Origin of the sequence: Brevirhabdus pacifica, assembly GCF_002797755.1 — a bacterium.
GTDB classification, from domain to species: domain Bacteria; phylum Pseudomonadota; class Alphaproteobacteria; order Rhodobacterales; family Rhodobacteraceae; genus Brevirhabdus; species Brevirhabdus pacifica.
This window is the reverse complement of record NZ_PGFI01000011.1, coordinates 1,598,507-1,625,011: the sequence shown is the minus strand read 5'-3', so window position 1 is coordinate 1,625,011 and position 26,505 is coordinate 1,598,507. Positions and strand designations below refer to the sequence as shown.

The 26,505-nt window shown below is 66.6% G+C and carries 29 protein-coding genes and 1 tRNA gene; 13 read left to right on the top strand and 17 right to left on the bottom strand.

The genetic code is table 11. The annotated features are described in order from the left end of the window. Positions 1–14: 14 nt before the first annotated feature. The 4 genes from CLV77_RS07860 to CLV77_RS07850 form a co-directional block, all read right to left on the bottom strand. Positions 15–1,199, bottom strand: a complete 1,185-nt coding sequence (locus CLV77_RS07860) for a vWA domain-containing protein (protein ID WP_076978503.1) — start codon at positions 1,197–1,199, stop codon at positions 15–17. A 4-nt stretch (positions 1,200–1,203) separates the two neighbouring features. Next, entirely contained in the window at positions 1,204–1,368 is a 165-nt protein-coding gene (locus CLV77_RS16520) for a hypothetical protein (protein ID WP_100053038.1), read from the bottom strand. Between the two features lie 4 nt (positions 1,369–1,372). Next, positions 1,373–2,731 (bottom strand): DUF2927 domain-containing protein, encoded by a 1,359-nt coding sequence (locus CLV77_RS07855; protein ID WP_076978504.1) that lies wholly within the window; start codon positions 2,729–2,731, stop codon positions 1,373–1,375. Between the two features lie 610 nt (positions 2,732–3,341). After that, entirely contained in the window at positions 3,342–4,181 is an 840-nt protein-coding gene (locus CLV77_RS07850; RefSeq protein ID WP_076978505.1) for an AAA family ATPase, read from the bottom strand. Between the two features lie 177 nt (positions 4,182–4,358). On the opposite strand from CLV77_RS07850, the gene dksA reads away from it, so the two are divergent. Then, positions 4,359–4,781: an RNA polymerase-binding protein DksA gene (gene dksA, locus CLV77_RS07845; RefSeq protein ID WP_076978506.1), complete on the top strand. Its 423-nt coding sequence runs from the start codon at positions 4,359–4,361 to the stop codon at positions 4,779–4,781. Between the two features lie 114 nt (positions 4,782–4,895). Continuing rightward, entirely contained in the window at positions 4,896–6,077 is a 1,182-nt protein-coding gene (locus CLV77_RS07840) for an FAD-dependent monooxygenase (protein WP_076978507.1), read from the top strand. 21 nt (positions 6,078–6,098) lie between these two features. Here CLV77_RS07840 and xth read toward each other — a convergent pair whose 3' ends face one another. Further along, the gene (gene xth / locus CLV77_RS07835; protein ID WP_076978508.1) at positions 6,099–6,878 is read right to left on the bottom strand and encodes an exodeoxyribonuclease III; all 780 of its coding nucleotides are present in this window, start codon (positions 6,876–6,878) and stop codon (positions 6,099–6,101) included. Positions 6,879–7,138: 260 nt separating this feature from the next. On the opposite strand from xth, the gene CLV77_RS07830 reads away from it, so the two are divergent. Then, positions 7,139–7,336, top strand: a complete 198-nt coding sequence (locus CLV77_RS07830) for a hypothetical protein (protein ID WP_076978509.1) — start codon at positions 7,139–7,141, stop codon at positions 7,334–7,336. A gap of 279 nt (positions 7,337–7,615) precedes the next feature. Here CLV77_RS07830 and CLV77_RS07825 read toward each other — a convergent pair whose 3' ends face one another. After that, the gene (locus CLV77_RS07825) at positions 7,616–7,942 is read right to left on the bottom strand and encodes a HesB/IscA family protein (protein ID WP_076980903.1); all 327 of its coding nucleotides are present in this window, start codon (positions 7,940–7,942) and stop codon (positions 7,616–7,618) included. A gap of 83 nt (positions 7,943–8,025) precedes the next feature. Here CLV77_RS07825 and CLV77_RS07820 point away from each other — a divergent pair, with 83 nt between their 5' ends. The 7 genes from CLV77_RS07820 to CLV77_RS07790 all read left to right on the top strand — a co-directional run bounded on the left by CLV77_RS07820 (position 8,026) and on the right by CLV77_RS07790 (position 15,109). Beyond that, positions 8,026–9,198, top strand: coding sequence for a deoxyguanosinetriphosphate triphosphohydrolase (locus CLV77_RS07820; protein ID WP_076978510.1), 1,173 nt, complete (start codon positions 8,026–8,028; stop codon positions 9,196–9,198). Between the two features lie 52 nt (positions 9,199–9,250). After that, entirely contained in the window at positions 9,251–10,996 is a 1,746-nt protein-coding gene (gene argS / locus CLV77_RS07815) for an arginine--tRNA ligase (RefSeq protein ID WP_076978511.1), read from the top strand. Between the two features lie 84 nt (positions 10,997–11,080). Further along, positions 11,081–12,154: an SPOR domain-containing protein gene (locus CLV77_RS07810; protein ID WP_076978512.1), complete on the top strand. Its 1,074-nt coding sequence runs from the start codon at positions 11,081–11,083 to the stop codon at positions 12,152–12,154. After that, positions 12,154–13,161 (top strand): glycoside hydrolase family 3 N-terminal domain-containing protein, encoded by a 1,008-nt coding sequence (locus tag CLV77_RS07805; protein ID WP_076978513.1) that lies wholly within the window; start codon positions 12,154–12,156, stop codon positions 13,159–13,161. Before CLV77_RS07810 ends, CLV77_RS07805 begins: the two co-directional genes overlap by 1 nt. Before the next feature lie 13 nt (positions 13,162–13,174). Beyond that, the gene (locus CLV77_RS07800) at positions 13,175–14,110 is read left to right on the top strand and encodes a segregation and condensation protein A (RefSeq protein WP_083707875.1); all 936 of its coding nucleotides are present in this window, start codon (positions 13,175–13,177) and stop codon (positions 14,108–14,110) included. A 5-nt stretch (positions 14,111–14,115) separates the two neighbouring features. After that, the gene (scpB, locus tag CLV77_RS07795) at positions 14,116–14,847 is read left to right on the top strand and encodes an SMC-Scp complex subunit ScpB (RefSeq protein ID WP_083707623.1); all 732 of its coding nucleotides are present in this window, start codon (positions 14,116–14,118) and stop codon (positions 14,845–14,847) included. Positions 14,848–14,905: 58 nt separating this feature from the next. After that, positions 14,906–15,109 carry a hypothetical protein gene (locus CLV77_RS07790; RefSeq protein ID WP_076978514.1) on the top strand — a complete coding sequence of 68 codons (204 nt, stop codon included), beginning with the start codon at positions 14,906–14,908 and terminating at the stop codon, positions 15,107–15,109. 4 nt (positions 15,110–15,113) lie between these two features. Here the strand turns inward: CLV77_RS07790 and CLV77_RS07785 are convergent, their stop codons facing one another. The 8 genes from CLV77_RS07785 to CLV77_RS07750 all read right to left on the bottom strand — a co-directional run bounded on the left by CLV77_RS07785 (position 15,114) and on the right by CLV77_RS07750 (position 20,934). Then, complete coding sequence (locus CLV77_RS07785; RefSeq protein WP_076978515.1) at positions 15,114–16,205, bottom strand: 2'-deoxycytidine 5'-triphosphate deaminase; 1,092 nt, start codon at positions 16,203–16,205, stop codon at positions 15,114–15,116. A 58-nt stretch (positions 16,206–16,263) separates the two neighbouring features. Continuing rightward, positions 16,264–16,340 (bottom strand) — tRNA-Pro (locus CLV77_RS07780). Between the two features lie 64 nt (positions 16,341–16,404). Further along, on the bottom strand, positions 16,405–17,466 hold the full coding sequence (locus CLV77_RS16715; protein ID WP_233128092.1) for a MerR family transcriptional regulator: 1,062 nt from the start codon (positions 17,464–17,466) through the stop codon (positions 16,405–16,407). Between the two features lie 5 nt (positions 17,467–17,471). After that, on the bottom strand, positions 17,472–17,774 hold the full coding sequence (ihfA, locus tag CLV77_RS07770; RefSeq protein ID WP_076978516.1) for an integration host factor subunit alpha: 303 nt from the start codon (positions 17,772–17,774) through the stop codon (positions 17,472–17,474). An 86-nt stretch (positions 17,775–17,860) separates the two neighbouring features. Then, a complete protein-coding gene (locus tag CLV77_RS07765) occupies positions 17,861–18,835 on the bottom strand; it encodes a beta-ketoacyl-ACP synthase III (RefSeq protein WP_076978517.1) in 975 nt (324 codons plus the stop codon). Further along, entirely contained in the window at positions 18,828–19,952 is a 1,125-nt protein-coding gene (gene plsX, locus CLV77_RS07760; RefSeq protein ID WP_076978518.1) for a phosphate acyltransferase PlsX, read from the bottom strand. The genes CLV77_RS07765 and plsX overlap by 8 nt, the downstream gene beginning before the upstream one ends. Before the next feature lie 23 nt (positions 19,953–19,975). Further along, entirely contained in the window at positions 19,976–20,182 is a 207-nt protein-coding gene (gene rpmF / locus CLV77_RS07755) for a 50S ribosomal protein L32 (RefSeq protein ID WP_076978519.1), read from the bottom strand. Positions 20,183–20,346: 164 nt separating this feature from the next. Beyond that, positions 20,347–20,934 (bottom strand): YceD family protein, encoded by a 588-nt coding sequence (locus CLV77_RS07750; RefSeq protein ID WP_083707624.1) that lies wholly within the window; start codon positions 20,932–20,934, stop codon positions 20,347–20,349. A gap of 207 nt (positions 20,935–21,141) precedes the next feature. Here CLV77_RS07750 and CLV77_RS07745 point away from each other — a divergent pair, with 207 nt between their 5' ends. Then, positions 21,142–21,597 carry an outer membrane protein assembly factor BamE gene (locus CLV77_RS07745; protein ID WP_076978520.1) on the top strand — a complete coding sequence of 152 codons (456 nt, stop codon included), beginning with the start codon at positions 21,142–21,144 and terminating at the stop codon, positions 21,595–21,597. Positions 21,598–21,645: 48 nt separating this feature from the next. Here the strand turns inward: CLV77_RS07745 and msrB are convergent, their stop codons facing one another. Next, positions 21,646–22,056, bottom strand: a complete 411-nt coding sequence (msrB, locus tag CLV77_RS07740) for a peptide-methionine (R)-S-oxide reductase MsrB (protein WP_076978521.1) — start codon at positions 22,054–22,056, stop codon at positions 21,646–21,648. Between the two features lie 170 nt (positions 22,057–22,226). Here msrB and CLV77_RS07735 point away from each other — a divergent pair, with 170 nt between their 5' ends. Both CLV77_RS07735 and CLV77_RS07730 read left to right on the top strand, forming a co-directional pair. Next, a complete protein-coding gene (locus tag CLV77_RS07735) occupies positions 22,227–23,024 on the top strand; it encodes a GNAT family N-acetyltransferase (protein ID WP_076978522.1) in 798 nt (265 codons plus the stop codon). An 83-nt stretch (positions 23,025–23,107) separates the two neighbouring features. After that, the gene (locus CLV77_RS07730; RefSeq protein ID WP_076978523.1) at positions 23,108–24,970 is read left to right on the top strand and encodes an ABC-F family ATP-binding cassette domain-containing protein; all 1,863 of its coding nucleotides are present in this window, start codon (positions 23,108–23,110) and stop codon (positions 24,968–24,970) included. Here CLV77_RS07730 and CLV77_RS07725 read toward each other — a convergent pair whose 3' ends face one another. Beyond that, on the bottom strand, positions 24,971–25,567 hold the full coding sequence (locus tag CLV77_RS07725) for a hypothetical protein (RefSeq protein WP_076978524.1): 597 nt from the start codon (positions 25,565–25,567) through the stop codon (positions 24,971–24,973). It abuts the gene before it with no gap. Then, on the bottom strand, positions 25,567–26,322 hold the full coding sequence (locus tag CLV77_RS07720) for an SDR family NAD(P)-dependent oxidoreductase (protein WP_076978525.1): 756 nt from the start codon (positions 26,320–26,322) through the stop codon (positions 25,567–25,569). The genes CLV77_RS07725 and CLV77_RS07720 overlap by 1 nt, the downstream gene beginning before the upstream one ends. Between the last annotated feature and the right edge of the window lie 183 nt (positions 26,323–26,505).

Genomic DNA, 26,505 nt, shown 5'->3' with positions numbered 1-26,505 from the left:
CCCCGCGCGCGGGCTCATCGCCGCAGCTCGTCGACCGCGCGGCCGATGCCATCCAGGGTCATGGGGAACATGCGCCCCTCGAACAGCTCCTGGATCATGGCGATCGACTGGGTGTAGGGCCAGAACCGCTCGGGCATGGGGTTGATCCAGACGGTGGCGGGCCATTGTTCGCGCGCGCGGCTCAGCCAGGTGCTGCCGGGCTCTTCATTCCAATGCTCGCTGGCGCCGCCCGCGAAGGCGATCTCGTAGGGCGACATGGAGGCGTCGCCAACGAAGATGCAGCGATAATCCGACCCGAAGGTGCGCAGGACGTCCCAAGTGGGAATGCGCTCTGCGTGGCGGCGGCGGTTGTCCTTCCACACACCCTCGTAAAGGCAGTTGTGGAAATAGTAATATTCCATGTGCTTGAATTCGGCCCGCGCGGCCGAGAACAGCTCCTCGACCACCTGCACATGGGGGTCCATGGACCCGCCCACGTCAAGAAACAGCAGAACCTTGACCGCGTTGCGCCGCTCGGGGCGGGTGACCACGTCCAGGTAGCCGTGTTCGGCCGTGGCGCGGATCGTACCATTGAGGTCCAACTCCTCGGCGGCGCCGTCGCGGGCCCATTGGCGCAGGCGTTTCAGCGCCACCTTGATGTTGCGTGTGCCCAGTTCCACGTCGCCGTCGAGGTTGCGGAACTCCCGCCGATCCCAGACTTTCACCGCCCGCTGGTGGCGGGAGCCGTCCTGGCCGATGCGCACACCCTCGGGATTGTAGCCATAGGCGCCGAAGGGCGAGGTGCCGGCGGTGCCGATCCACTTGCTGCCGCCCTGGTGGCGCTTTTGCTGTTCCTTCAGCCGCTCGCGCAGGGTGTCCATCAACTTTTCAAAGCCGCCAAGGGCTTCGATCTCGGCCTTTTCCTCGGCGCTCAGGTGCTTTTCGGCCATCTTCTCCAGCCAGTCGGCCGGCAGATCCATCGCCTCCAGCACCTGGTCCAGGCCGATATCCTCAAGCCCCTTGAAGGCGCTGGCAAAGGCGCGATCGAACCGATCGAGGTGACGCTCGTCCTTGACCATCGATGTGCGGGCCAGAAAATAGAACCCCTCGACGTCGTAGGTGACGATGCCCGCCTTCATGCCCGCCAGAAACGCCAGGTATTCACGAAGCGATACGGGTATCCCGCTTTCCCTGAGCTTCTCGAAGAAGGGCAGGAACACGGGCTCAGACCATCCGTTCGACCACGATGGTCAGGATCATCCCCAAGGTGCCGAAAGCAATGGCAAAACCGGTTGCGTACTGGGCCATGTCCAAGCGGTTGCCGCCGCGGCGACGGGCAAGGGTAAAGCCCCAGATCGCGCCAATGAGGACGCCAAGAATAACGATCATGCGTTCAGAACCTTGTTCGGGCAGGGGAAAGCGCCGAAATCTCGGTCAACCTCGAGCGCACTTCCCGGTCACTGCCGATGCCATACCGCGCCCAGCCCAGACTGTCGAGGCGGACGATCGCGGCCTCGGCACGGCGGCCCGTCAGGCTCAGCGCCTCGGCCTTGATCATCAAAAGGGTCGAGAGAAGGGCAGCATTCTCCGACTCAGCCGCCGCCGGCAGCGCCCCCTCGACCAATCCGATGGCCGAGTTGGCCTGTCCGGCCGACAGCGCAAACGCCGAAAGCTGCATCGCCACGTGGGCCGATTGCACGTCGTGACCCGGCAGGCTGTCATAGATCTGCTTGGCGCTCAGGAATGCCTCGGTCGCACCGCGCGGATCGATGGGCATGATCAGGCGGCCCAGGGCGAACTGACTGAAGGCCAGGCGGTTGTCGCGCCAGCCCCGGGTCTGGGCGATGGCGACGGCGCGGCGAGCGGCGTCGATCCGAACCGAGGATGAGGCCCGCGGGCCAAGCGCCTTCTCGATCGCATCAATCCAGCTGCGCGGCGTGCGCGCGGCGGTGCCCGGGTCGCTGCGCTGGCCGGCCGGGTTGATCCGCGCAAGGATGCCGGGCAGGGCCGCCGCCACCTGATCGCGGGTCATGCCGCTGCGCAACTCGGGCGCGTAATAGGCGCGCAGAATCGTCATGTCGAAGCCGGTCAGCACGGTGTGGAAATTATCGTCGTTGAAGACCGAATCGTGCAGCCGGTAAAGATCGTTGAGCGGACCCAGCGCCTGCGCCACCTCTTCGTGCAGGCAGTCGCGGACTTCCTGCGGGCTGACATCGCGGGGGATCAGCACCGAGACCTGTTCGCGCTGGCGCAGCGAGGTCCAGTCGGTGACCGCACCCCGGCGGTTGCGCTTGAAATCCTGCCAGCCGGCGACGCGGGGCACCACGAAACAGGCGGCCTGAGGCACGTAGCGCTGCAATTCGCGGCGGCTGACGGTCTCGATCACGATTTCGGGCGTGTCGCTGCGCTTGACCAGCGTGATGTCGATCCCCGCTTCGCGCCGCAGCCGGGCGATCAGCCGGTCAAGGTCGTTGCGCAGGCTGCTCGAGGCCGCATTGCGAAGCTCGACCTCGATGGGGCCCTCGAATCGGGTCAGGATCGGAAGCTGTCGGCCGCTTTCCATCTCGAAGCTGAGTTCGAGGAAATCGCGCGCGATTTCGGCGTTGCTGCGGGCAGGGGCCTGTTGGGCCCGTCCGGCAAACACCTTCATCGGCGGCAGGTCGGTCTGCGTGGCGCGCCTCTCGGGCACCTCGCTCATGGGGACCGAGGCGCACGCAGACAGCGCGAGAAAGGCAAGCACTGCCAACCTCATGCCATTGTCCAATCGTGGTTTTCCTGGCCCGTCACTTGCCTGTCCGATCCATTATCCGCCGTGTCAGGCGGGTTGAGCCGACGACATGGGATGCCGCCATGATGCATCGCGCCGTCGAGGGCTGTCGTACCCAGGGCAACGGTGCGCTTCACCAAGTTCAATACTTGTAGATAGCAGGTAATCCCGATCTTCCAAGCATTGCCTTGACATGGCCGCGTTTGCCCGCCGTCCGGGCGATCGCCTGGGCGGGACCCGAAAGATGCGGGAATGCCCCGAATGGGCGGCAAAATGGCGTGTTTGGGGTGAAGGGCGAATTAAAATGGCGAAGATTGTCATAGGGACAATCTTCGCCTGCACAGTTGTTAAAAATATAGTCGAGCTTCCCGAAGTCCCTGCCACGTGGGCCGAGCGTCAGCGTACAGGTGCCTAATGAACTGCCCTGACATGACTGCTTCGGTTCGCTTCCCTATCACTCATTACCCTCGAGCCGGTGACTACGCATGAATCGTGACGAGATTGGGGCGCGATTGCAAAAATGTTCCCTGGCGGCAAAATTTATTGCAGCAACCGGCTGGCGCGGCACAGGTGCGGCACAGGGGCAATCAGGGGGTCAGCGACCGCCACGCGCCATGAAAGCAAGCCGCTCGAACATCTGCACGTCCTGCTCGTTCTTCAGCAATGCCCCGTAGAGCTTGGGCAGGGCGTCCTTCCCCTCGCGGCGGATGTCGGCCGCCGAAAGGTCCTCGGCCAGCAGCAGCTTCAGCCAGTCCAGCACCTCCGAGGTCGAAGGACGCTTGCGCAGGCCTGCGGTGTCGCGAATCTCGTAGAACTGGGTGAGGGCGGTGGTCAGAAGCTCATCCTTGATTCCCGGGTAATGAACCTCGACGATTCTGCGCATCGTCTCGATTCCCGGAAAACGGATGTAATGGAAAAAACAGCGGCGCAGAAATGCGTCGGGCAATTCCTTTTCATTGTTCGAGGTGATGATGACCACGGGCCGGTTCACGGCGCGCACGGTCTGGCCGGTTTCGTAGACATGAAACTCCATCCGGTCGAGTTCCTGAAGAAGGTCGTTCGGAAACTCGATATCCGCCTTGTCGATCTCGTCGATCAGCAGGACCACGCGTTCCTCGGCCTCGAAGGCCTGCCACAGCTTGCCCTTGCGGATGTAATTGGCCACGTCGTGGACCCGCGCGTCGCCCAGCTGGCTGTCGCGCAGGCGGCTCACCGCGTCATATTCATAAAGGCCCTGCTGGGCCTTGGTGGTCGACTTGATATGCCATTCCAGCATGGGCATTCCCAGCGCCGCGCTGACTTGGCGGGCCAGTTCCGTCTTGCCGGTTCCCGGCTCTCCCTTGACCAGAAGGGGACGCTCAAGCGTGACGGCGGCGTTGACGGCAATCGTCAGGTCCTCGGTGGCCACATAGCTGTCGGTGCCGGTGAATTTCATGCTCTAGCGCTCTGGTTGTTCTTGGAAATCGGCAGGACAGTATCAGGATCACACAAAGCTGCAACTCTGTCAGATCAGCTAGTGACAATGGGCGAAGGGTGGTTTAGTCCAGCGCCATGAGAAGGGGGAGGGGTTGGCAATTTCCTCAAGACCCCACCCCATGAGAGGGAGCTGGTCATGAAAGCCGAGATTTTCCTTCCGGAAGATTATCGCCCGGCAGAAGACGAACCATTCATGAATGATCGTCAGCTGGAGTATTTCCGCAGAAAGCTTAATGCCTGGAAGAACGACTTGCTGTCCGAAAGCCGCGACACCATCGAGGGGCTTCAGGACGGAACCCGGAACATTCCCGATGTCACGGACCGTGCGTCCGAAGAGACCGACCGGGCCCTGGAGCTTCGCACCCGCGATCGCCAGCGCAAGTTGATCTCGAAGATCGACGCGGCGCTGCGGCGCATCGACGAGGGCGAGTACGGGTATTGCGACGAAACCGGCGAGCCGATTTCGCTCAAGCGTCTGGACGCTCGCCCGATCGCGACACTCAGCCTCGAGGCGCAGGAGCGTCACGAGCGTCGCGAGAAGGTTCATCGCGACGACTGAGCGCGGAGCGATCGACGGGAACGTTAAAATGCGAAACGCACCGGCCGCCCTGGGCGCCGGTGCGTTTTCGTTTCCGGGCCGGGCAGGGCCGGAAGCACCTGTGCGGGGATGCGGATGAGAATGAAGGACATGCGTGTTCACGTGGTGGGGGCCGGCATCGCCGGGCTTGCGGCGGCCACGGCCCTGGCCCGGCGCGGCGCCACGGTGACGGTCAGCGAACAGGCCAATGCGCTGGAGGCGGTGGGCGCGGGCATCCAGATCTCGCCCAACGGCGCGGCGGTGCTTGCGGCCCTGGGCCTGGAGTCGCAGGCCGCGCGCCTGGGCAATCGGCTGGGCGCGGTCGAGATGCGGGACGGACCCAGCGGCCGGCCGGTCCTGCGGCTGGATCTGGATGCGGCGGGCTACGATCACCCCTACCGGGCCTTTCACCGGGCCGACCTGGTCGGGATGCTGGCAGAGGCCGCGACCGGCGCCGGTGCGCAAATCCGCCTGGGCCATACGATCGGGCCGGAAAGCCCCATTCCCGACGACTGCGACGTGACCATCGGGGCCGATGGTATCCGCTCGGCCCTGAGGGCGCGGATGTTCCCCCAGGGGACGGCGGGCGCGGATGAGCCCGCGTTCACCGGCAATGTCGCCTGGCGCGCCACCGTTCCGCTGGAAAGCTATCCAGCGCCGATGTTCGACGGCGCGGCCGACCACGCGCGGCTTTTCATGGGGCCGGGGCGGCACCTGGTCTGCTACCCCCTGCGGGCGCGGGGCCTTCTGAACATCGTCGCGGTCGAGGAACGGCGCGCGTGGCAGGCCGAAGGCTGGATGTATCCCGACGCGCCCGAAAACCTGCGCCGCGCCTTCGTAGGCATGGGGGCAGAGGTCCGCGCCCTGCTGGATCCGGTTGAAATCGTCCACGCCTGGGGCCTTTTTCGCCACCCGGTTCCGGATATCTGGCACCGGGGCACCTGCGTCCTGATCGGCGACGCGGTGCATCCGACCCTGCCGTTCATGGCCCAGGGTGGCAACCTGGCGCTGGAAGATGCCTGGGTGCTGTCCGAGACGCTGGCCAAGGCGCCCGATGTCGAAACGGCATGGCGCCACTTTACCGCACAACGCCTGGCACGGGTGCGACGGGCGGTTGCGGCCGCCGGGCGGAACGCGCGAATCTACCACCTGTCGCCCGCGCCCCTGCGCCGGGCGCTGCACGCCGCGATGGGGCTGGCGGGTCGGATCGCGCCGCAGGCGCCCCTGCGCCGCTTCGACTGGCTTTACCGGGAAGATGTCACCGGTGGAAAAGGCTGAAAAGGCGGGAAGGGCTGAGGCTCAGGCGTCCAGCTCCACCCAGACCGGCACGTGGTCCGAGGGTTTCTCGCGGCCGCGGATCTCGGAATCGATCTGGCAATCTTGCAGCAGGTCGGCGCATTGGGGGGTCAGCAGCAGATGGTCGATACGGATCCCGTCGTTGCGATTCCAGGCGCCGGCCTGGTAATCCCAGAAGGAATAGTGGCCCGGCCCCTCGGTGCGGGCGCGGAAAGCGTCGGTGAAGCCCAGGTTCAGCACGCGGCGATGGGCATGGCGGCTTTCGGGCAGGGCCAACGCATCCTTGCGCCAGGCGTCGGGGCGGGCGGCATCCTCGTCCTGGGGGATGATGTTGTAGTCGCCGGCCATCATCGCCGGTTCCTCTGCATCCAGCAGGGCCTGCGCCCGGTCATAGAGGCGATCCATCCAGGCCAGCTTGTACAGGTATTTCGGCCCGGGAGCCGGGTTGCCGTTGGGTAGGTAAAGACAGCAAAGCCGCACCGCGGTCCGGCCCACGACCGTGGCCTCGATCCAGCGCGCCTGTTCGTCCTCATCGTCGCCGGGCAAGCCGCGCACCACGTCCTCAAGCGGCAGCTTTGAGAGGATGGCGACTCCGTTGAACCCTTTCTGGCCGTGGGTCTCGACCTGGTAGCCGCGATCCTCGAACAGCTCGCGGGGGAAGCCCTCGTCGACCGACTTGATCTCCTGCAGCAGGGCAACATCGGGCTGCGCCTCGTCCAGCCAGTCGCCCAGTGCCGTCACCCGGGCCTTGATCCCGTTGATGTTGAAGGTCGCGATCTTCATCTTCTCACCCGCTCGATGCCCATTGCACCGGGTATGCCGCCGGGGCGGCTGGAAGACAAGCGGCAGGGGGCGGGCGAGGGGGCACAGGGGGCGGCCGGGACATCTAAAAATTGACATAAATTTGCGACAAATGCGCCATACGCTCGTTAAATGGCCGCAATCCCATCAGAAAGCCGCCTTGATGCGCTGGCAGCGTGTCCTTGCTGGGACGCTGAAGTGACGTGGTGAGGCGGGGGCATTGGGCATAGGAGATGCCGACAATGTTCAAGGCAATACACAACTACCGCGAGAATGGCGGGATCATCGACCGTTCGACCGAACCCGACCGGCGCCCTTACGAGCGCCTGCTGGGGGAATTCACCGGCCTGCGCAAGACGCCCGTCTGCGCGCGGGAATTCGATGAAAAGGCCGTGCGCCGCACGGCCCGTGCCCGCAAGGTCCGCCTGGCCGAAGGCTGAGCAGGCTTTACGCGATCGCGGCAAATGCACGCCACGACGCGCGGGTCGAAGGGGGCTATCCGAGGGGGGATCGACCTTTCCGCGCGATGAGGCGGCGCAAGCCTTGACGCAACCGGCGGCCCATATCCGTCGCCGGACCGATGACGGCAATGCCCCCAGGGGCATGGCGGGGGATGACAGGCGGGCGGCCAAGGCCCGAGCGGGCTGGGGCGCGATGAAGCGCAGGCTATGCCGAAAATTATACAGGAAAGACGCGCGGGTCACGGCGACCCGCGAAAATCAGATCGAGAACGACGTCCCGCAGCCGCAGGAGCTGGTGGCGTTCGGGTTCTCGATCACGAAGCGCGCGCCGATCAGCTCTTCTGAGAAATCGATGACGGCATCGGCCAGGAACGGCAGCGAAACCGTGTCCACAATCACCTTCTGACCGTTCTTTTCAAGGACCAGGTCATCCTCGGCCGGCTGGTCGAGGCGGATGTCATATTGAAACCCGGAACAACCCCCGCCTTCGACGGCGACGCGCAGCGCCTGCGGCTGCTCGGCTGTGCCGTTGATTTCGGCCAGGCGCTCGAAGGCGCGATCCGTCACTTTTGGGGGCAGGTTCAGCATGTTCACCTTCGGGGTTTTTGTATTCCACTCACGGCTAATATAGGGAGGTCGTGAAACAGCGACAAGGACAGGCCTGGACCATGCTGGCGCCATTTGCATGCCGACCCGAGGAGACGCGCGGGCGTCTTCACCCCGAACCCGAGGCGGCGTTCCGCTCGCCCTTCCAGCGCGACCGCGATCGTATCATCCACGCCAGCGCCTTCCGCAGGCTCAAGCACAAGACCCAGGTCTTCGTCGAGCACGAGGGCGACTATTACCGCACCCGCCTGACCCATTCGATCGAGGTGGCGCAGGTGGCGCGGACCATCGCGGGTGTGCTCAAGCTCAACGCCGAGCTGACCGAGGCCGTGGCCCTGGCCCATGACCTGGGCCACACACCCTTCGGCCACACCGGGGAAGAGGCGCTTGATGCGCTGATGCAGGGGCACGGCGGGTTCGATCACAACGCGCAGGCCCTTAAGATCGTGACCTCGCTTGAACGTCATTACGCCGAGTTCGACGGTCTGAACCTCACGTGGGAGACGCTGGAAGGCATCGCCAAGCACAACGGCCCCGTTACAGGCCCCCGCGCACGCCACAAGGACCGGCCGCTGCCCTTCGCCCTTTCGGAATACAACGCCCGTCACGACCTGGAGCTGGACAGCTTTGCCAGCGCCGAGGCGCAGGTCGCGGCGTTGGCCGATGATGTCGCCTACAACAATCATGATTTGCACGATGGCCTGCGCGCCAAGCTGTTTTCGCTGGCCGAGCTTGCGGAATTGCCCGTGCTCGACCGCTGCTTCGCCGAGGTCGATGCGGCCTATCCCGGCCTCAACAGCTACCGCCGGCAGCACGAGGCGCTGCGGCGGTTCTTCGGGGTGCTGGTGGGCGACGTGCTGGATGTCAGCCGCGCGCGGCTGGAGCGGCTGGACCCGCGCTCGGCCGAGGATGTGCGCCGGGCCGACGGGCCGGTGATCCGCTTCTCGGACCCTTTGTGGCGCGACCTCAAGGAGATCCGCGAGTTCCTTTTCCAGCGCATGTACCGCGCCCCCACCGTGGTCGAGATGCGCCGCCGGGTAACCGAGGTGGTGCGCGCGCTTTTCGCCCTCTATATGGCCAGCCCGCAGGAGCTTCCGAAACAGTGGCGCAAGGACGTGGCCGCCGCCAGCGGTCAGACCGAGCTTGCCCGCATTGTGGCCGATTACATTGCCGGGATGACCGATCGCTTCGCCTTTCAGGAACACGAACGCCTCTGTGGTCCCGCACCACGTTGACGCGCCGCCTTTGCGTGGTAAACCCAGCCCCAACTCAACCGGGATGCCCAGAATGAACCTTTTTGCCGAGATGCGCGCCCTTGTGCTCGACAGTCTTTCCGATCTTCAGGATGCGGGCGGGCTGCCGCGCGACCTGGACATGGCGAATGTCGCGGTCGAGCCGCCGCGCGACGCCGCACACGGGGACATGGCCACCAACGCCGCGATGGTGCTGGCAAAGCCGGCCGGCATGAAACCCCGCGACATCGCCGACGCGCTGGCCGCGCGGCTGCTGGAGGATGGGCGCATCGCCTCGGCCGATGTGGCGGGTCCGGGTTTTTTGAACCTGCGGCTGTCGCCCGCCGTCTGGCAGGGTGTGGTCCGCGCGGCCCTGCGCGAGGGTGTCGATTTCGGGCGCTCGGACATGGGGCAGGGGCGCAAGATCAATGTCGAATACGTCTCGGCCAACCCGACCGGTCCGCTGCACGTGGGTCATACCCGTGGCGCGGTCTTCGGCGATGCGCTGTGCAGCCTGCTGGATTTCTCGGGCCATGACGTGACCCGGGAATACTATGTCAACGACGGCGGCGCCCAGGTCGACGTGCTCGCGCGCTCGGTCTACCTGCGCTACCTCGAGGCCCACGGTCAGGAAGTCGCCTTCGAGGACGGAACCTATCCCGGCGACTATCTGATCGAGGTCGGTCAGGCGCTGAAGGACAAGGTGGGTGACGCCTATGTCGGCAAGGGCGAGGACGCCTGGCTGGAAGAGGTGCGTGATTTCGCGACCGATGCGATGCTGGGCCTGATCCGCGAGGATCTGCATCTGCTGGGCGTGAAGATGGACAATTTCTTCTCGGAAAAATCCCTTTACGGCACCGGCCGGATCGAGGCCGCGCTGAACAGCCTCGAGACCAAGGGCCTGATCTACGAGGGCGTGCTGGAGCCGCCGAAGGGCAAGACCCCCGAGGATTGGGAGCCGCGCGAGCAGACGCTTTTCCGCTCGACCGCCCATGGCGACGACGTTGACCGCCCGGTGAAGAAATCCGACGGCAGCTGGACCTATTTCGCGCCCGACATCGCCTATCACTTCGACAAGATCGAGCGCGGCTATGACGAGTTGATCGACGTCTTCGGCGCCGATCACGGCGGTTACGTCAAGCGCATGAAGGCTGCCGTGTCGGCCCTGTCGGACGGGGCCGTGCCGCTGGACATCAAGCTGACCCAGCTGGTGCGCCTGTTCAAGAACGGCGAGCCTTTCAAGATGTCCAAGCGTGCGGGCACCTTCATCACCCTGCGCGACGTGGTCGAGCAGGTGGGCGCCGATGTCACCCGTTTCGTCATGCTGACGCGCAAGAACGACGCGCCGCTGGATTTCGACTTTGCCCGGGTGCTGGAGCAGTCCAAGGACAACCCGGTCTTCTACGTGCAATACGCCCATGCGCGGATCCGTTCGGTCATGCGCAAGGCCGAGGCCGCGGGCATCGCCTCGGACGCCGCGACGCTGGCCGGGGCGGATCTGGACCTTGCCTCGGACCCAGCCGAACTGGCGCTGGCGGCCAAGCTGGCCGAGTGGCCGCGCCTGATCGAGATCGCCGCCCGCACCCACGAGCCCCATCGCGTCGCCTTCTACCTCTACGAGCTGGCGTCCGAGCTGCACGGCCTTTGGAACCTGGGCAATGCCCGCCCCGAGCTGCGCTTTCTGCAGGAAGGTGACATTGCTGCAACGCAGGCGAAAATGGCGCTTATCCAGGCGACGGCCGTTGTTATTTCCGCCGGCCTTGGTATTCTTGGCGTGACCCCGGTGGAAGAGATGCGCTGACAAGGCCACCGCCCCGGGCTCCTGAGGCAGAAAAAGACCCCCGTCGCCGGTGTTGACGCCGGGAAAGGGGCGAAAGGGCAGAACATGGCAGAGGTTGATTACGACGCGTATGATTCCGGCACGTATGAAACGGGCCCGGACAACCGCAACGGTCTGACAAGCGCCATCGTGAACTGGAGCGGTGCGCTCCTGTCCGTGGGGCTTGTTGGCGGGCTGGGTGTCTGGGGCTATCAGCTCAGCGTCCGCGACGTATCCGAAATTCCCGTGATCCAGGCTCTGGCCGGTCCGATGCGCATGGCGCCGAAAGATCCCGGCGGCTCGCGCGCGGCGCACCAGGGCCTGTCGGTGAACCAGGTCCAGGCCGAGGGGCAAGCAGCCCCCGTCGCCGACCGGGTCGTGCTGGCCCCCGAACCGCTTGAACTGCCCGCCGAGGCGCAGGACGACGTGGCCGAGGAGCCCGTGGCCCTGGCCGCGCTGGAAAGCGCCGTGGATGCCGATACGGTTGCCACCTCGCGCGCGGCACGCAGCCCGGCGGCCGATGCGCTGCCCGCCGCGGCCGCCCTCGATGCCCGTGGTGCCGTCCCGGGCGAGGCCGAAGAGGGGCTGTCGCGCATCCTGCCGGCCCGTGCCGTCCCGCAGAAATCCACCCTTGGCGCCGCCGTCGATGCGGTCGTCCAGGCCGTCGCCCGGCCGCAGGCCGATGCCGGGGCGCCCGTCGGTGAAGCCACGCTTCAAACCGCATCCTTCCGGGCGATCCCTGCCGACATTCCCGGCGTTGCCCGCTCGGTCCGCCCGGCGCGCCGCTCCAGCGTCGATGTGGACAGCCTGCTCAAGCAGCGCAACGCGCGTCCCGTCGCCGCCGCGGCTCCGGCCCGCAGCCTTGAGCTGGACGCCGACAGCCTGACACCCGGGACCCGCCTTGTGCAGCTTGGCGCCTATGACAGCGTCGAGACCGCGCGGGTCGAGTGGGATCGGATCTCGGCCCGTTTCGCCACCTACATGGACGGCCGCCAGCGGGTGATCCAGAAGACCGAGAGCGGCGGGCGCACCTTCTACCGCCTGCGCGTCGCCGGGTTCGACGGCGTGTCGGACTCGCGCCGGTTCTGCAGCGTCCTGCTGGCCGAGAACGCGGCCTGCATTCCCGTGGTCGCGCGCTGATGCCGGCCGGGGCGAGCATTCTTGGATGTGAGGGCCCCCGGCTGACCGCCGACGAACGCCGTTTCTTTGCCAAGGCCGATCCCTGGGGCTTCATCCTGTTTGCCCGCAATGTCGAGGATCCGGTCCAGCTTTCGGCGCTGACGGCCGAGCTGCGCGAATGCGTGGGGCGTGACGCGCCCATTCTCGTCGATCAGGAAGGCGGGCGCGTTGCGCGCCTGCGCGGGCCCCACTGGCGCGAATTCCTGCCCGCCCTGGAACAGATCAAGGCGGTCGACCCTGAACTGGGATCGGGCGCGGTGGAGCGTTCGGTCTGGCTGCGCTCGGCGCTGATCGCCGATGACCTGGCCTCGGTCGGGATCGACGTGAACTGCGCGCCGCTGGCCGACCTGGTGCGCCCCGAAACCCATTCGGTTCTGCACAATCGCCTTTACGGCGGCAACATCGAAACCGTGGTGCGCCTGTGCCGCGCCGCCCGCGAAGGCATGGCCCAAGGCGGTGTTCTGTCGGTGCTGAAGCACCTGCCGGGTTATGGCCGCGCCACCGTCGACAGCCATCACGAGCCGGCGCGTGTTTCGGCCCCGCTCGAGGCGCTGGAGGCCCATGATTTCGCGCCTTTCCGCATGCTGACCGATTTCGGGATGGGCATGACCGCCCACGTCATCGTCGAGGCGCTGGACAAGACCGCGCCCGCCACCACCTCGCGGGTGGTGATGGATTACATCCGTGACGAGATCGGTTTCGGCGGACTGCTGATGACGGATGACATCGGCATGGAGGCCCTGAGCGGCACGATCTACGAACGCAGCGCCGCCGCCATTGCGGCCGGCTGCGACGTGGTCCTGCATTGCAAGGGCGATATGGCCGGGATGGAACAGGCCGTGGATGCGGCCGGCCGGCTGTCCGAAAAGGGACAGGAGCGGGCCGAGTACGCCCTATACGAGCGGCGCGAGCCCGCGCAGCTTGACACGGCGGCCCTCGAGGACGAGCTTCAAGGCCTGATTGGCTGACGGGCGAGGAATGATGCAGCGCGACAGCGCCAACGACGACCATGAACCCCGCGCCGGCAAGGGCGGGGCCGATGGCGCTGCATCCGGGCCGGGGCAGGAGGGTGCTTCTGTCATCGCCCCAGCCACCACCCCAGTCACCACCCCAGTCACCGACGACTTCATCGAGGGACCCGGCCGTGACGCCGACAGCGTGGCCGACCGGCTGGCCGCCGAGGCGCTGATCGTCGATGTGGACGGGTTCGAGGGGCCGCTTGACCTGCTCTTGACCCTGTCGCGCAGCCAGAAGGTCGATCTGCGCAAGGTCTCGGTGCTGGGCCTGGCCGAGCAATACCTGGAATTCATCCGTACCGCCGCCGAGCTGCGGATCGAGCTGGCTGCCGACTATCTGGTCATGGCCGCCTGGCTTGCTTTTCTCAAAAGCCGGCTGCTGCTGCCGCCCGACCCGTCCGAAGAGGGCCCAAGCGGCGACGAGCTGGCCGCGCATCTGGCTTTTCAGCTTGAGCGCCTGGCCGCCATGCGCGACGCCGCCGCCAAGCTGATGGCGCGGGACCAGTTGGGGCGCGATTTCTTCGCCCGGGGTCTGGAAGAGGACATGACCCGCGTGCGGTCGATCCGCTACAAGGCCACGCTGCTGGATCTGATGCAGGCCTATGCCCGCCTGCGCACCAAGGACGAGTTTCGCCCATATGCCATGGATCGGGAGTTCGTCTTCACCATGGAACAGGCGCTGGAGCGGCTGCGCGGGCTGATCGGCTTTGCCGGCGACTGGACGGATCTTTCCAGCTATCTGCCCGAAGGCTGGACCAGCGATCCGGTCAAACGCCGCTCGGCCACGGCGGCGACCTTCGCCGCCAGCCTGGAACTTGCCAAGGCCGGCGCCATCGAGATCCGCCAGTCCGAGGTTTTCGCCCCGATCACCGTGCGCCGCAAGGAGCCCCGAGATGCCTGAGAACGATGTCTGAGCCCGTCGACATGGAAAACCAGGTCGATCTGGACCGCGAGGACGCGCCCGAGGTCGACGAGGCCGCAGAGGAGCGCGCGCCGCGTCGCGACGGGCTGTTCGAGGCGCCGCCACTGGCCGAGCAGGAGCGCATGGTCGAAGCCATCCTTTTTGCCTCGGCCACGCCCGTCACCACCGCCGAGATGGAGCGGCGGATGCCTCATGGCAGCGACGCCGCCGAGGCGGTGGCCCTTCTGCGCCGCCGTTACGAGGGGCGTGGCGTCGCGGTGACCCGCGTGGGCGATGCCTGGGCGATCCGCACCGCGCCCGACCTTGGTTTCTTGATGCAGCACGAGACGGTGGAGACCCGGAAGCTCTCGCGCGCCGCGATCGAGACACTGGCCATCATCGCCTATCATCAGCCCGCAACCCGGGCCGAGATCGAGGAGATCCGCGGCGTCTCGGTTTCGCGCGGAACAATCGACCAGTTGCTGGAACTGGAATGGATCCGGTTCGGCCGCCGGCGGATGACGCCGGGCCGTCCGGTGACCTATGTCGTGACCCAGGAATTCCTGGACCATTTCGGTCTGGAAGGCGCCCGCGATCTGCCGGGCCTGCAGGAATTGCGCGCCGCCGGGCTGCTCGACAGCCGCCCGATGCCCGAAGGGGGGCTGCCCGGCCCGCGCGACGAGGTCGACGACGGCGACACCGGTGCCATCGGCCAAGACGAGCTTTTCGACGATTGATGCCTATATCTGAACTGCGGCCCCAGGACGGACCGCGCAAACCCAGGGGACCAGGAAGATGGACCGCGTTCTGAACATGATTATCCGGCGTGTGATCAACCGGCTGACCCGGATGGGCGTCGACAAGGGCGTCGACGTCATGGCCGCGCGCCGCCGGTCGGATCCCAACGCCGACCCGCGCGTTACCCAGCAGCAGAACAAAGAGACCAGCCAGCGGGCGCGCCAGGCAATGAAGATGATGCGCCGCTTCGGCAAGTTCTAGGGGCTCAGCCCGGCTGAAACGGCTTGAAATGCTTGGATAGTTTCAAGCCTTGGCCTTGGTAGTTCGACGCGATCCCAGCGCCGTAGACCTCTTCTGGTCGCGCGCTCATCCGCTCGTAGACCAGGCGTCCGACTATCTGGCCGTGTTCCAGCACGAAGGGTGCTTCGTGACAGCGGACTTCCAGAACCCCGCGTGAGCCGGTGCCGCCAGCCTCCGAATGGCCGAAGCCGGGATCGAAGAAGCCCGCGTAATGAACCCGGAATTCCCCGACCATGGCAAGGTAAGGCGCCATCTCGGCGGCATAGTCGGGGGGGATGTGGACGGATTCGCGGCTGACCAGGATGTAGAACGCCCCGGGATCCAGGATGATGCGCCCCTCGGTGCTGCGCACCTCTTCCCAGAATTCGGTCGGGTCGTAATGGTCGATCAGCGACAGGTCGATGACGCCGGTATGGGGCTTGGCCCGGAACCCCACCAACGAGCCGGAGGCAGGTTCAAGATCGACGGAGAACCCGAGGCCCGCGTCGATATGGGCGGGGCCCGAGACCAGGGTCGTCTGCTCGTGCAGGCGCGTCAGCTCGTCGTCGTCCAGGATCGCCTGTCCAGCCCGGAACCGGATCTGGTTCAGGGTCTGGCCCGGCCGCACCAGAACCGAGAAGCTGCGCGGGCAGATCTCGGCGTAAAGCGGGCCGCTGTAGCCGGCGGGGATGCGGTCGAACTCGACCCCTTCGTCGGTGATGGTGCGTGTCAGAAGGTCCAGCCTCCCGGTCGAGGATTTGGCGTTGGCGACGGCCTGCACCTCTGCGGGCAGGTCGAGGCTTTCCATCAGCGGAACAACATAGACACAGCCTTTTTCCAGGACGGCACCCTCGTCAAGGTCGACGCGGTGCATCTCGAATTCGGAAAGGCGCTCGGCCACCGTGCGGCCCTTGCCGGCCAGGAACGAGGCGCGGACACGGTAGGCGATGCGGCCAAGGCGCAGGTCGATGCTTGCAGGCTGGATCTGGGCCGTGGTCAGGGGCTCTTCGGCGCGGATCTCTCCGGCCTCGATCATCTGGCGCAAGGCCTGAGAGGGTAGAACCCCGGTCATCGCCATCTTGGCCCCTTTCAGCAGAAAGCGCCCGTCACCGGAAAGGTGCGGGCGCTTTTTGTAATGGTCGGGCCAGCAGGACTCGAACCTGCGACCTTCCGTCCCCCAGACGGACGCGCTACCAGGCTGCGCCATGGCCCGACTTGCGCGCAGTCATACCGTTTCTGACGGAGGAGGCAAGGGGGGTAAGCCATGGTTTTTTCGATTAACCGTGGCTGTCGGTTCCGACGCGTTCGCGCAGCGCCGTCAGCTGTGCGGTCAGTGCTGCCAGGCGGCTCCGGTCGGCATCGCGCAGGCTTGCGCGGCGCCCGCCCGTGCGTCGAAGAAGGGTCGAAAGGGGCGCGCCGGCGAAGATCGGATCGTCATCCTCGGGGTCGAACGCCACATCGGCGGCCTGGGATTCGGTGGCGCGGGAGACAAGGTCCGCCAGGTCTTTGGAATCGTCCGGTTCCGAAGGCGTATCCTGGGTGGCGGCCTCTGGGGTCGCGGCCGAATCCGTCGCCTCGGATCTCGCCGATTCGGCGGCTGGCGCGGGGGCCTGCGGTTCATCGAAGGGCAGGCCGGGGCTTTCGTCGAAATCGCGGCGCTCGCCCTCGGGGGCCGCATCCGCGCCGGAGGGATCCTCGTTCGATTCAGCCTGTGAATCCGGATCCGACGCGGCACCGGGCGTGAAGGTGCTTTCGGGTTCGCCGAACCCGGCCGCCGGTGCCTCGGTGATGAAATCGGGCGTGTCACCGGCAAAGCCCTGAAGGTCGGTCGGGGCGGCGGAGCCGCCGATCGGCAGGTGGGGCAGATCCTCGGCCATGGGGCTTTCGGGCACGGCCTCTTCGGTGGTGTCCTCCGGGGCCTCCGCCGCAGGCTGCTCGTTCTCGGTCTCGGGCCGGGCGTTGCGCGGGCGCAGGCGGGTGACGCTGGCGACAGGACGCTCGGCTTGGGGATTCTCGGTCCCGTCGGTCGTGGCTTCGGGGGCGGCCTGCACCCCGTCCATCAGCGAGGGCGAGAAGGCGCAGACATGCTTGATCCCCTTTTCACGCAGGATCTTCTGGACCCCGCGGATGGTGATCCCGTCCTCGTGCAGCAGCTTCTTGATGCCGCCCAGCAACTGCATATCGGCGGGTCGGTAATAGCGCCGTCCACCGGCACGTTTCAGCGGCTTGATCTGGGGAAAGCGGCTTTCCCAGAAGCGCAGCACGTGGGCCGGCGTATCCAGCCATTCGGAAACTTCGCTGATCGTGCGGAACGCGTCGGGGGACTTGGTCTGCGCCATGCCGTTCAGCCGCGATTGCCCGCGGCGACGCGATCCTTCATCAGGTAGGAGGGGCGGAAGGTCAGGACGCGGCGCGGGTGGATCGGAACCTCTTCGCCGGTCTTGGGATTGCGGCCCACGCGGGCGGCCTTCTCGCGGATGCTGAAGGTGCCGAAAGACGAGATCTTCACGGTCTCACCCTTCACCAGCGCATCCGACATGTGCTGAAGAATGCTTTCGACCAGCTGCGCGGATTCGTTGCGCGACAGGCCCACCTCGCGAAACACCGCTTCGCTCAGATCCATACGCGTCAATGTCGTTGATCCCATTGGTCTTCTCCCGAATTTGAGCGAAGCATCAATGAAATGGGTTTTCGAGTCAATATCAACGGCTTGTGGAAGGGGGCGCATGCGCCCTACCAGCGAAGAACCACCGACCCCCAGGCAAGCCCGCCGCCGATCGCCTCGGCGACCAGAAGATCGCCCTTCTTGATCTGCCCGCGCTCGACGCCGACCGACAGGGCCAGCGGGATCGAGGCGGCCGAAGTGTTGCCGTGATCCTGGACGGTGACGACCACGCGCTCCATCGGCAGCTTCATCTTCTGGGCCGTGGCCTTGATGATGCGCAGATTGGCCTGGTGGGGCACGATCCAGTCAACCTGTTCGGCAGAGACGCCGGCCTTGTCCAGGGCGGCGTGGGCCGTCTGGGCCAGCTTCTCGACCGCGTGGCGGAAGACTTCCTTGCCCTCCATGCGCAGCACGCCTGTGGACTGGCTGGAGGAGACGCCGCCGTCGACGTAAAGCAGATCGCGGTAGCGACCGTCGGAATGCAGGTCGGTCGACAGGATACCGCGATCGGCGGTCTCGCCCGCGCCGTCCTCGGCCTCAAGCACCAGCGCGCCGGCCCCATCGCCGAAGAGAACGCAGGTGCCGCGATCCGTCCAGTCCATGATTCGCGAGAATGTCTCGGCGCCGATGACCAGCACCCGCTCTGCCTGGCCCGACAGGATCAGCGCGTTGGCGTTGCTGAGCGCATAGACGAAGCCCGCGCAGACGGCCTGCACGTCGAAGGCAAAGCCGCGGGTCATGCCAAGCTGGCCCTGGATCATGGTCGCGGCGGAGGGGAAGGTCAGGTCAGGGGTCGATGTGGCGACGATCACCGCGTCGATGTCGTCGGGCTGCATGCCGGCCATCTCGAGGGCCGCGCGCGCGGCCCGGGCGCCCAGGTCCGAGGTGGTCTGCCCCTCGGCGGCGAAGTGGCGGCGCTCGATCCCGCTGCGGCCGCGGATCCAGGCGTCGCTGGTGTCCAGGAAAGTCTCGAAATGGCTGTTGGGGACGACCCGGTCAGGCAGGTAATGCCCGACGCCGCGTACCACCGCGCGCTTAATCATGCAAAGTTCCAGGCTTGTTGTCCGCGTCATCCGCGGTGGCACCTTCACGTGCCGCGTTGAAGGATGCAACCCGTGCGGCGACCCGTTCCGAGAAACCCGATTTCGACAGCGCCGCGGCCAGTTTGATCGCGGCTTCGACCCCGGTCGCGTCGGCCGAGCCGTGGGATTTCACCACCGTGCCGTTCAGCCCCAGGAAGACGCCGCCATTGACCTGGCGCGGGTCGATCCGCTGGGACAGGCGCTTGAGCGATTTCATCGCCAGCAGTGCCGCCAGCTTGGAGACGATGGTCGAGGTCAGGCTTTCCTTCAGGAAATCGCGGATCAGCATCGCGGTGCCTTCGCCGGTCTTCAGCGCGACGTTGCCGGTGAAGCCGTCGGTGACGATCACGTCGACCCGTGCCGACGGGATGTCCCCGCCCTCGACGAAACCGACGTAATCGAAATTGCCGGCGGCGGCGGCGCTTTGCAGAAGCTCGTGGGCGGCCTTAAGCTCGGCCCGGCCCTTGTGCTCTTCGGTGCCGACGTTCAGCAGGCCGATGCGGGGGCAGGCGAGGTCGAGGCCGTTGCGGGCGTAGGAGGCCCCCATCAGCGCGTATTGCAGCAGGTCGTCGGCATCGGCGCGGATGTCGGCGCCTACATCCAGCATGACGTTGAAGCCGCCGGGATTGCGCGAGGGCCACAGGCAGGCGATGGCCGGGCGGTTGACGCCCGGAAGCTTGCGCAGCCGGACCATCGAAACCGCCATCAGCGCGCCCGTGTTGCCGCAGGATACGGCGACATCGGCCTCGTGGGCGCGGACGCTCTCGATGGTGGACCACATCGAGGTGTCCTTGCCCTTGCGCATCACATGCGAGGGCTTTTCGTCCATCGACACGACGCCGGGGGCGTCGCGCAGGGTGCAGCGGTCCGCGATGCCGTGCCGCCCGACCATGGGCGACAGCGTGGCCTCGGGACCGTGCAGGATGAAGTGCAGCTCCGGGTTGCCCCGCGCCGCCAGCGCAAGGCCGGCGACGACAACTTCGGGACCACGGTCACCGCCCATGGCGTCAACCGAAACGACGATCCGCGATCCGTCGATCCGCGTCAGATCATCGGTGTCCGATATGGGGTCCGCCATGGGGGCCGCGATCCTGATCTTCTTCAGGCCGCGTCTTCGTCCAGGTCGACTTCGTTGGTGGCGGCGACGACTTCGCGGTCGTCATAGTGGCCACAGGCACCACAGACGTGGTGGGGGCGCTTCAGCTCGCCGCAGTTCGCGCATTCGTTGGGGTTCGCAGCCACCAGGGCGTCATGCGCGCGGCGCATGTTGCGACGGGATTTGGTGACTTTATTCTGGGGAACGGCCATGTCTCAACCTCGGTATTGGCGGGGTACATTCCCCGGGATTCTGCATCAGGTTCGGAGCGCCGCGAAAGCGGCTTACTGATCCCCGGAACCATCGTGTAAACGAGGCCGGGAACATACTGTGATTCTGACGCGGCGCAAGTCTTTTGTGCCCCGGCCCAAATCGCTTATTTCTTTAGCCGGTCGCGCAGATCGGACAGGCCCGCGAAGGGCCTCAGCGCCTCGTCCGTCAGGGGCTCCACCCCCGGCTGGGCAAAGACCGCCTCGCCCAGGGCCGCGCCCTTGCGTCGCGGATAGAGCGGCAGCGCCAGCGCCAGCGCCTCGCGCATGACCTGGCCGGGATCGATGAAGCGGCCCAGCACCTCGAGGGTCTCGTCCTCGGGCATCTCGACCTCGCCCTCGGCCCCCTCGTCGGGCAGATCGGGCAGGAAGCGGCGGGTCACTTCCTCGTCGATGGCGGTCGTGACGGGCTCGGTCGTCACCACGCAGGGCTGCACGACACGGGCCTTCAGACGGCCTTTAAGCACCCATTCGCTCTTGCCCTTGGCCTGGAGGGTGCCGGAAAAACTCAGCCCCTCGACCGCGCTGATGCCCAGCTCCTCGGCCAGGGGGGGCAGGTCGGCGGCGGCCGGTTGCAGGTTGAAGCGGTTGGGCTTGCGGGTCGCAAGATCGGCCACGCGCAAGGGCTGGGACAGGGACGTGCCGGTCGCACCCCCCGCCGGTCCGGAGGCATCGGGTCTGGAGTTGTCGGACATGATGAGGACCTTTCGTTCTTGGCGCCCGCGCATTGGACACCATGGGTGGGCAACGCGGACAGGGCAGGGCCGGGTTCCCGGCCACGCCACCCGTTCCGCGGCGGGCGCGGGGCAGGTTGCTGCACCTTCTTGATATAACAGACGCGCTTCTGTAAGCGGGATAGGAGGGAACGGCAGGCAAGACAACCGATAAGACGAGGGGACGGCATGCGGCTGCAACGCAAGGCAATGCGAATGATGGTGCTGGGCGGGCTGCTGCTGATCGTGGCGGGATGCGCCAAGATCTACCGCAACCACGGCTACGTGCCGACCGATCAGGACCTGGCGCAGGTGCGCGTCGGCGTCGACACGCGCGAGTCGCTGACCGAGACGATCGGCGTGCCGACCTCCAGCGGCGTCATCCGCGAGACCGCCTGGTACTACGTCGGCAGCCGTTTCGAACAATTCGCCTTCCGCGCCCCGCGCGAGATCAGCCGCGAGATCGTGGCCATCTCCTTCGGGGGCAACGGCAAGGTCCGCAATGTCGAGCGGTTCGGCCTCGAGGACGGGCGCGTTGTCACCCTGTCGCGCCGCGTCACCGACAGCAACATCCAGGGCGTGTCCTTCCTGCGCCAGCTTTTCGGCAGCGTCGGCGCCGTGAACCTGGGCCAGTTCTTCGACTGATTTGAGGCCGGTGGGCCATGCCGGCGGCCTTCGCCGCCGGTCGGAAGCTCAGCCCTTCTCGCCCTCCGCGCCCTCGGGGCGGAATTCCAGCGCCACGCCGTTGATGCAATAGCGCAGCCCCGTCGGGGGCGGGCCGTCGGGAAAGACGTGGCCCAAATGGGCGTCGCAGCGGTTGCAATGCACCTCGGTGCGTTTCATGAACCAGCTGCTGTCCTCGCTCTCGCCGACCATCTCGGGATCCTTGGGCGCGTAGAACGAGGGCCAGCCGGTGCCCGACTCGAACTTGGTTTCCTGGTCGAACAGGTCGGCGCCACAGCACAGGCAGGTGTAGGTCCCCGGTCCCTTGGGAAAATCCTCGTGGCTGCGGGCCCGCTCGGTGCCGTGCTTGCGGGTGACCTTGAAGGCCAGGTCCGACAGCTGGTTGCGCCATTCTTCCTGGGATTTGCGGATCTTTTCCACGGGACGTGTCCTTTCGCGGCTGCCTGCCCCCACTTGGTGCGGGGGGATGTTGTGATAATCTAGTCCTGTCGCGCCCCGGTGCAATCGGCATCGGGGCGCCACCGATCAAGGTATCGGGCGAACCGGCGGCGAATGGGCCAGCCCGGGCCCGGCATGAGGGGAGGGGCGGGATGCCCGCATCAGGCAGGCCACGCTACCGCGCGCGTTTCGCGGACGGGGATCGCGACCTCGAGGCCGCGCGCCGCCTGCGGGCCGAGGCCTTCTTTCCTGCCGACCCCGTCGCCGCGATGGCCGAGGCCGCGGCCGCCGACGATTACGACGCCCGTTGCCTGCACGTGCTGGTCGAAGAGGTGGCGACCGGGCGGCTTGTCTGCTGTTTCCGGGCGCTCCTGCTGGAAAGCGGCGCGGGGATCGAGGGCAGCTATGCCGCGGGTTTCTACGGGTTGGAGCGGTTGCGCGCCTTTCCCGCCCCAATGATCGAACTGGGGCGATTCTGCATCCGTCCGGGGTTGGGCGATCCGGATATCCTGCGCGTCGCCTGGGCCGAGCTGACGCGCCTTGTCGACCGCCATGGGGTCGAGATGCTGTTCGGCTGTTCCTCTTTCTCCGGCACCGATCCCGCCGCCCATGCCGGGGCCTTTGCGCTGTTGCGCGACCGACACCTCGGGCCCGACCGCTGGCGCCCTGCGATGAAGGCGCCCCGGGTGGTTGATTTCGCCACGCTGGGTGCAGACGGAGCCGGATCCGGCCTCGCTGGTGGTTCGGGGTCCGAGGAGGGGCCGGGCGGCCGGATGCGGGCCATGGCGGGCATGCCGGGCCTGTTGCGCACCTATCTCGTCATGGGGGGCTGGGTCAGCGATCACGCGGTGGTGGACGCGCAGATGAACACGCTGCATGTCTTCACCGGGGTCGAGCTGTCGCGCGTGCCGGCGGCCCGGGCCAGGCGCCTGCGGGCCGACGCGGTCTGAGCGGGCAGCACGGTCAAAAATCAGCCCCTTCGGTCCCGTTTCAGCGCGTTGACCTTACCCGCGCGACTCATTAGCTGGTGCCCATGGCGCGCACACCCCTCCTTCAGCTTTCCGGCACCTCCCTGACCTTCGGCGGCGACCCGGTTTTCGCGGATCTCGACCTGGTGATCCAACCCGGCGACAGGCTTGCCCTTGTCGGCCGCAACGGCACCGGCAAATCGACCCTGATGAAGATCATGGCCGGTCTGATCGAACCCGACAGCGGCGAGCGCACGCTCGCCCCCGCGACCTCGGTCGGATACATGGAACAGGATCCGGACCTGTCGGGCTTTGCCACCTTGGGCGAGTTTGCCGCCTCGGGGCTGGAGCCGGGCGAGGAATACCGCGTCGAGATGTTCGCCGAAGGATTGAAGTTCCGCGCCGACACGCCGGTCGAAACGGCGTCGGGCGGGGAAAAGCGGCGCGCCGCGCTGGCAAAGCTTCTGGCCGAGGGCCCCGAGCTGATGTTGCTGGACGAGCCGACCAACCACCTCGACATCGAGGCCATCGCCTGGCTGGAGGATCAGCTTTCGTCGGGGCGGCAGGCATTCGTGCTGATCAGCCACGACCGCGCCTTCCTTCGGGCGCTGGCGCGGGCGACCCTGTGGATCGATCGCGGCCAGGTTCGCCGTCAGGACAAGGGGTTCGAACATTTCGAGGCCTGGCGCGAGAAGATCTGGGAAGAAGAGGATCTTGCCCGCCACAAGCTGGACCGCAAGATCAAGGCCGAGGCCCGCTGGGCGGTCGAGGGCATCAGTGCCCGGCGCAAGCGCAACCAGGGCCGCGTCCGCGCCCTGGCCGACCTGCGCGAGAATCGCGCCGCGATGATCCGCCGCCAGGGCACCGCCGACCTGGCTTTGGAGGGCGGCGCGCGCTCGGGCCGGATGGTGATGGAGGCGCGCGGCCTGACCAAGAACTTCGGCAAGCCCATCGTGCAGGATTTCGATCTGCGGGTGATGCGCGGCGATCGGGTGGCCTTCGTCGGGCCGAACGGCGTCGGCAAGACCACGCTTCTCAAGATGCTCATGGGCGAGGTTGAACCCGACAGCGGATCGGTCCGTCACGGCACCAACCTGATGCCCGTCACCTACGACCAGAACCGCAGCCAGCTTGATCCCGACGCGACGCTTTGGGACAGCCTTGCCACCGATCCCGCCCTCGGCGTGTCGGGCAAGGCCGACCAGGTCATGGTGCGCGGCAACCCCAAGCACGTCGTGGCCTATCTCAAGGATTTCCTGTTCGACGAGCGCCAGGTGCGCGCGCCCGTCCGCTCGCTTTCGGGCGGTGAGAAGGCGCGGCTTCTGCTGGCGCGGCTGATGGCGCGGGAAAGCAACCTTCTGATCCTCGACGAGCCGACCAACGACCTGGACATCGAGACGCTGGACCTGCTGCAGGAACTGATCGCCGATTACGACGGCACGGTCCTGCTGGTCAGCCACGACCGCGACTTCCTCGACCGGGTGGCCACGATCACCGTGGCGATGGAGGGCGACGGGCAGGCCCGGGTCTACCCCGGCGGCTGGAGCGACTATCGCCGTCAGCGCGGCGGTGACGAGGGCGCCACGGCGCAGGCCGAGGGCGGCTCCGGCGGCAAATCCCGCAAGGGCGGGGCCAAGCCGGCCGCAACCGGCGCTCAGGCCCCGGCGAAAGCAGAAGACACTGCGGCCGCGCCCGTGGCCCAACCGCTAAGCTATGTCGAACAGCACCGCCTGGCCGAGCTTCCCGCCCTCATGGCGCGGCTGGAGGCCGAGATCGCCAAGCTTGAGGAATTCCTGTCCGACCCCGAACTTTTCACCCGCGAGCCGGTGAAATTCCGCAAGGCGACCGAGGGGTTGGTGCAGCGCCAGGCCGCCCTGGCCGAGGCCGAGGACGAATGGCTGTCCCTCGAGGAACGCGCCGCCGGCTGATCAAAGCGCCATCTGGACCGCGTAACCGTTCGCCAAGGCCTTAAGACTGGTCGCTGGGGTCAGGATGGGGACGGGATCCCGGGGCAGGGGCCGGGGCGCGCCGTATCCGCCGGGCGTCCAAGGATGGGCTTGGCCCTCGGCGATCAGCATCGCCTGGCCGTCGGCCTTGATGAAGGCCCCGTCCGGCAGGCTGTCGGCCTGCGCCACGGGCTGGGCGCGGCCCTTCAGGATCGCCACCCTCTCGCCGTGAAGCTGCTGGTCGAGATCCCCGGTCCGGTCGAAACCGCCCGCTGCATGACGAAACGCGTCATGGGCCGCGCGGCGGCACCGCGCGCAGGGGCGGTGCCCGGCGGACAGCGCCGTCGCCTCGTCCAGAAAGAACAGTTCGGTATAGTGGCGGGGCGCCATCAGCTGTCGCGGCGCAGGGCGCCCCGGCAAAAGCTCCAGCGTGCAGATCACCCAACTGGGATGCTTCCACAGGGCGCGGCCCAGATTCCGGTTATCATCATGCAGGCAGCCGCGATTGCCCATCCAGCGGCCCCGCTCGTGCACGGCGATGATCCGGCCGTCGGGTGTGACGCGGTTCTGTAGCGGCATCACTGCATCCTCAACGCGCCGTCCAGCCGAATCGTCGTGCCGTTGAGATAGGGGCAGCCGGCGATGAAATGCACCAGCCGCGCGAATTCCTCGGGGCGGCCCAGGCGTTTCGGGAAAACCACGTCGCGGCTCAGCTCGGCGATGATCTCCTCTCCCAGACCTTCGAGCATGGGGGTCATGAAGACGCCGGGGGCAATCGCCATCACACGAATGCCGAGGGTGGCAAGGTCACGCGCGACCGGCAGGCTCAACCCCGTGATCCCGGACTTGGAGGCGGCATAGGCGGCCTGGCCCTTCTGCCCCTCGAAGGCCGCCACGGAGGCGGTGTTGACGATGACCCCGCGCTCGCCCTCGTCATTGGGCGGGTTGCGGGCCATCACGTCCGCCGCCAGCCGCAGGATGTTGAAGCTGCCGACAAGGTTGATGTCGATCGTGCGCCGGAACCCGTCCAGTGGATGGGGCCCGTCACGCCCCACGGTGCGCTGCCCGGTGGCAATGCCGGCACAGTTCACGCAAAGGGTCAGCCCGCCCATGGCCTCGGCGGCGGCATCGACGGCGCGCCGGGCCCCCTCGGCGTCGGTCACGTCGACCTGTTGGAACCCCGCGCCGATTTCGCCGGCCGCGCGCGTGCCCGCCGCGTCATCCAGATCCAGAAGGGTGACCGCGGCCCCCTTGGCCGCCAGTAGCGCCCCCGTCGCCCGTCCCAGTCCCGAAGCGCCCCCCGTAACGACCGCTTTCAGCTCCGTGTCCCGCATTTTCGTTCCTTTTCCGCGATCCTGATTTTCGCTTTTACCATGCGGGTTTGCCTCCGACTTTGTCACGCGTTCGTGAGGCATGAGTAGAATCCGGCGTGCCCAAATAGCAACAGCGGAAAAATGAATGAAAATCGGCAGAAAGCAGCCTGTGAAAAATATGATTCGGAACCACCCACCGGCTGG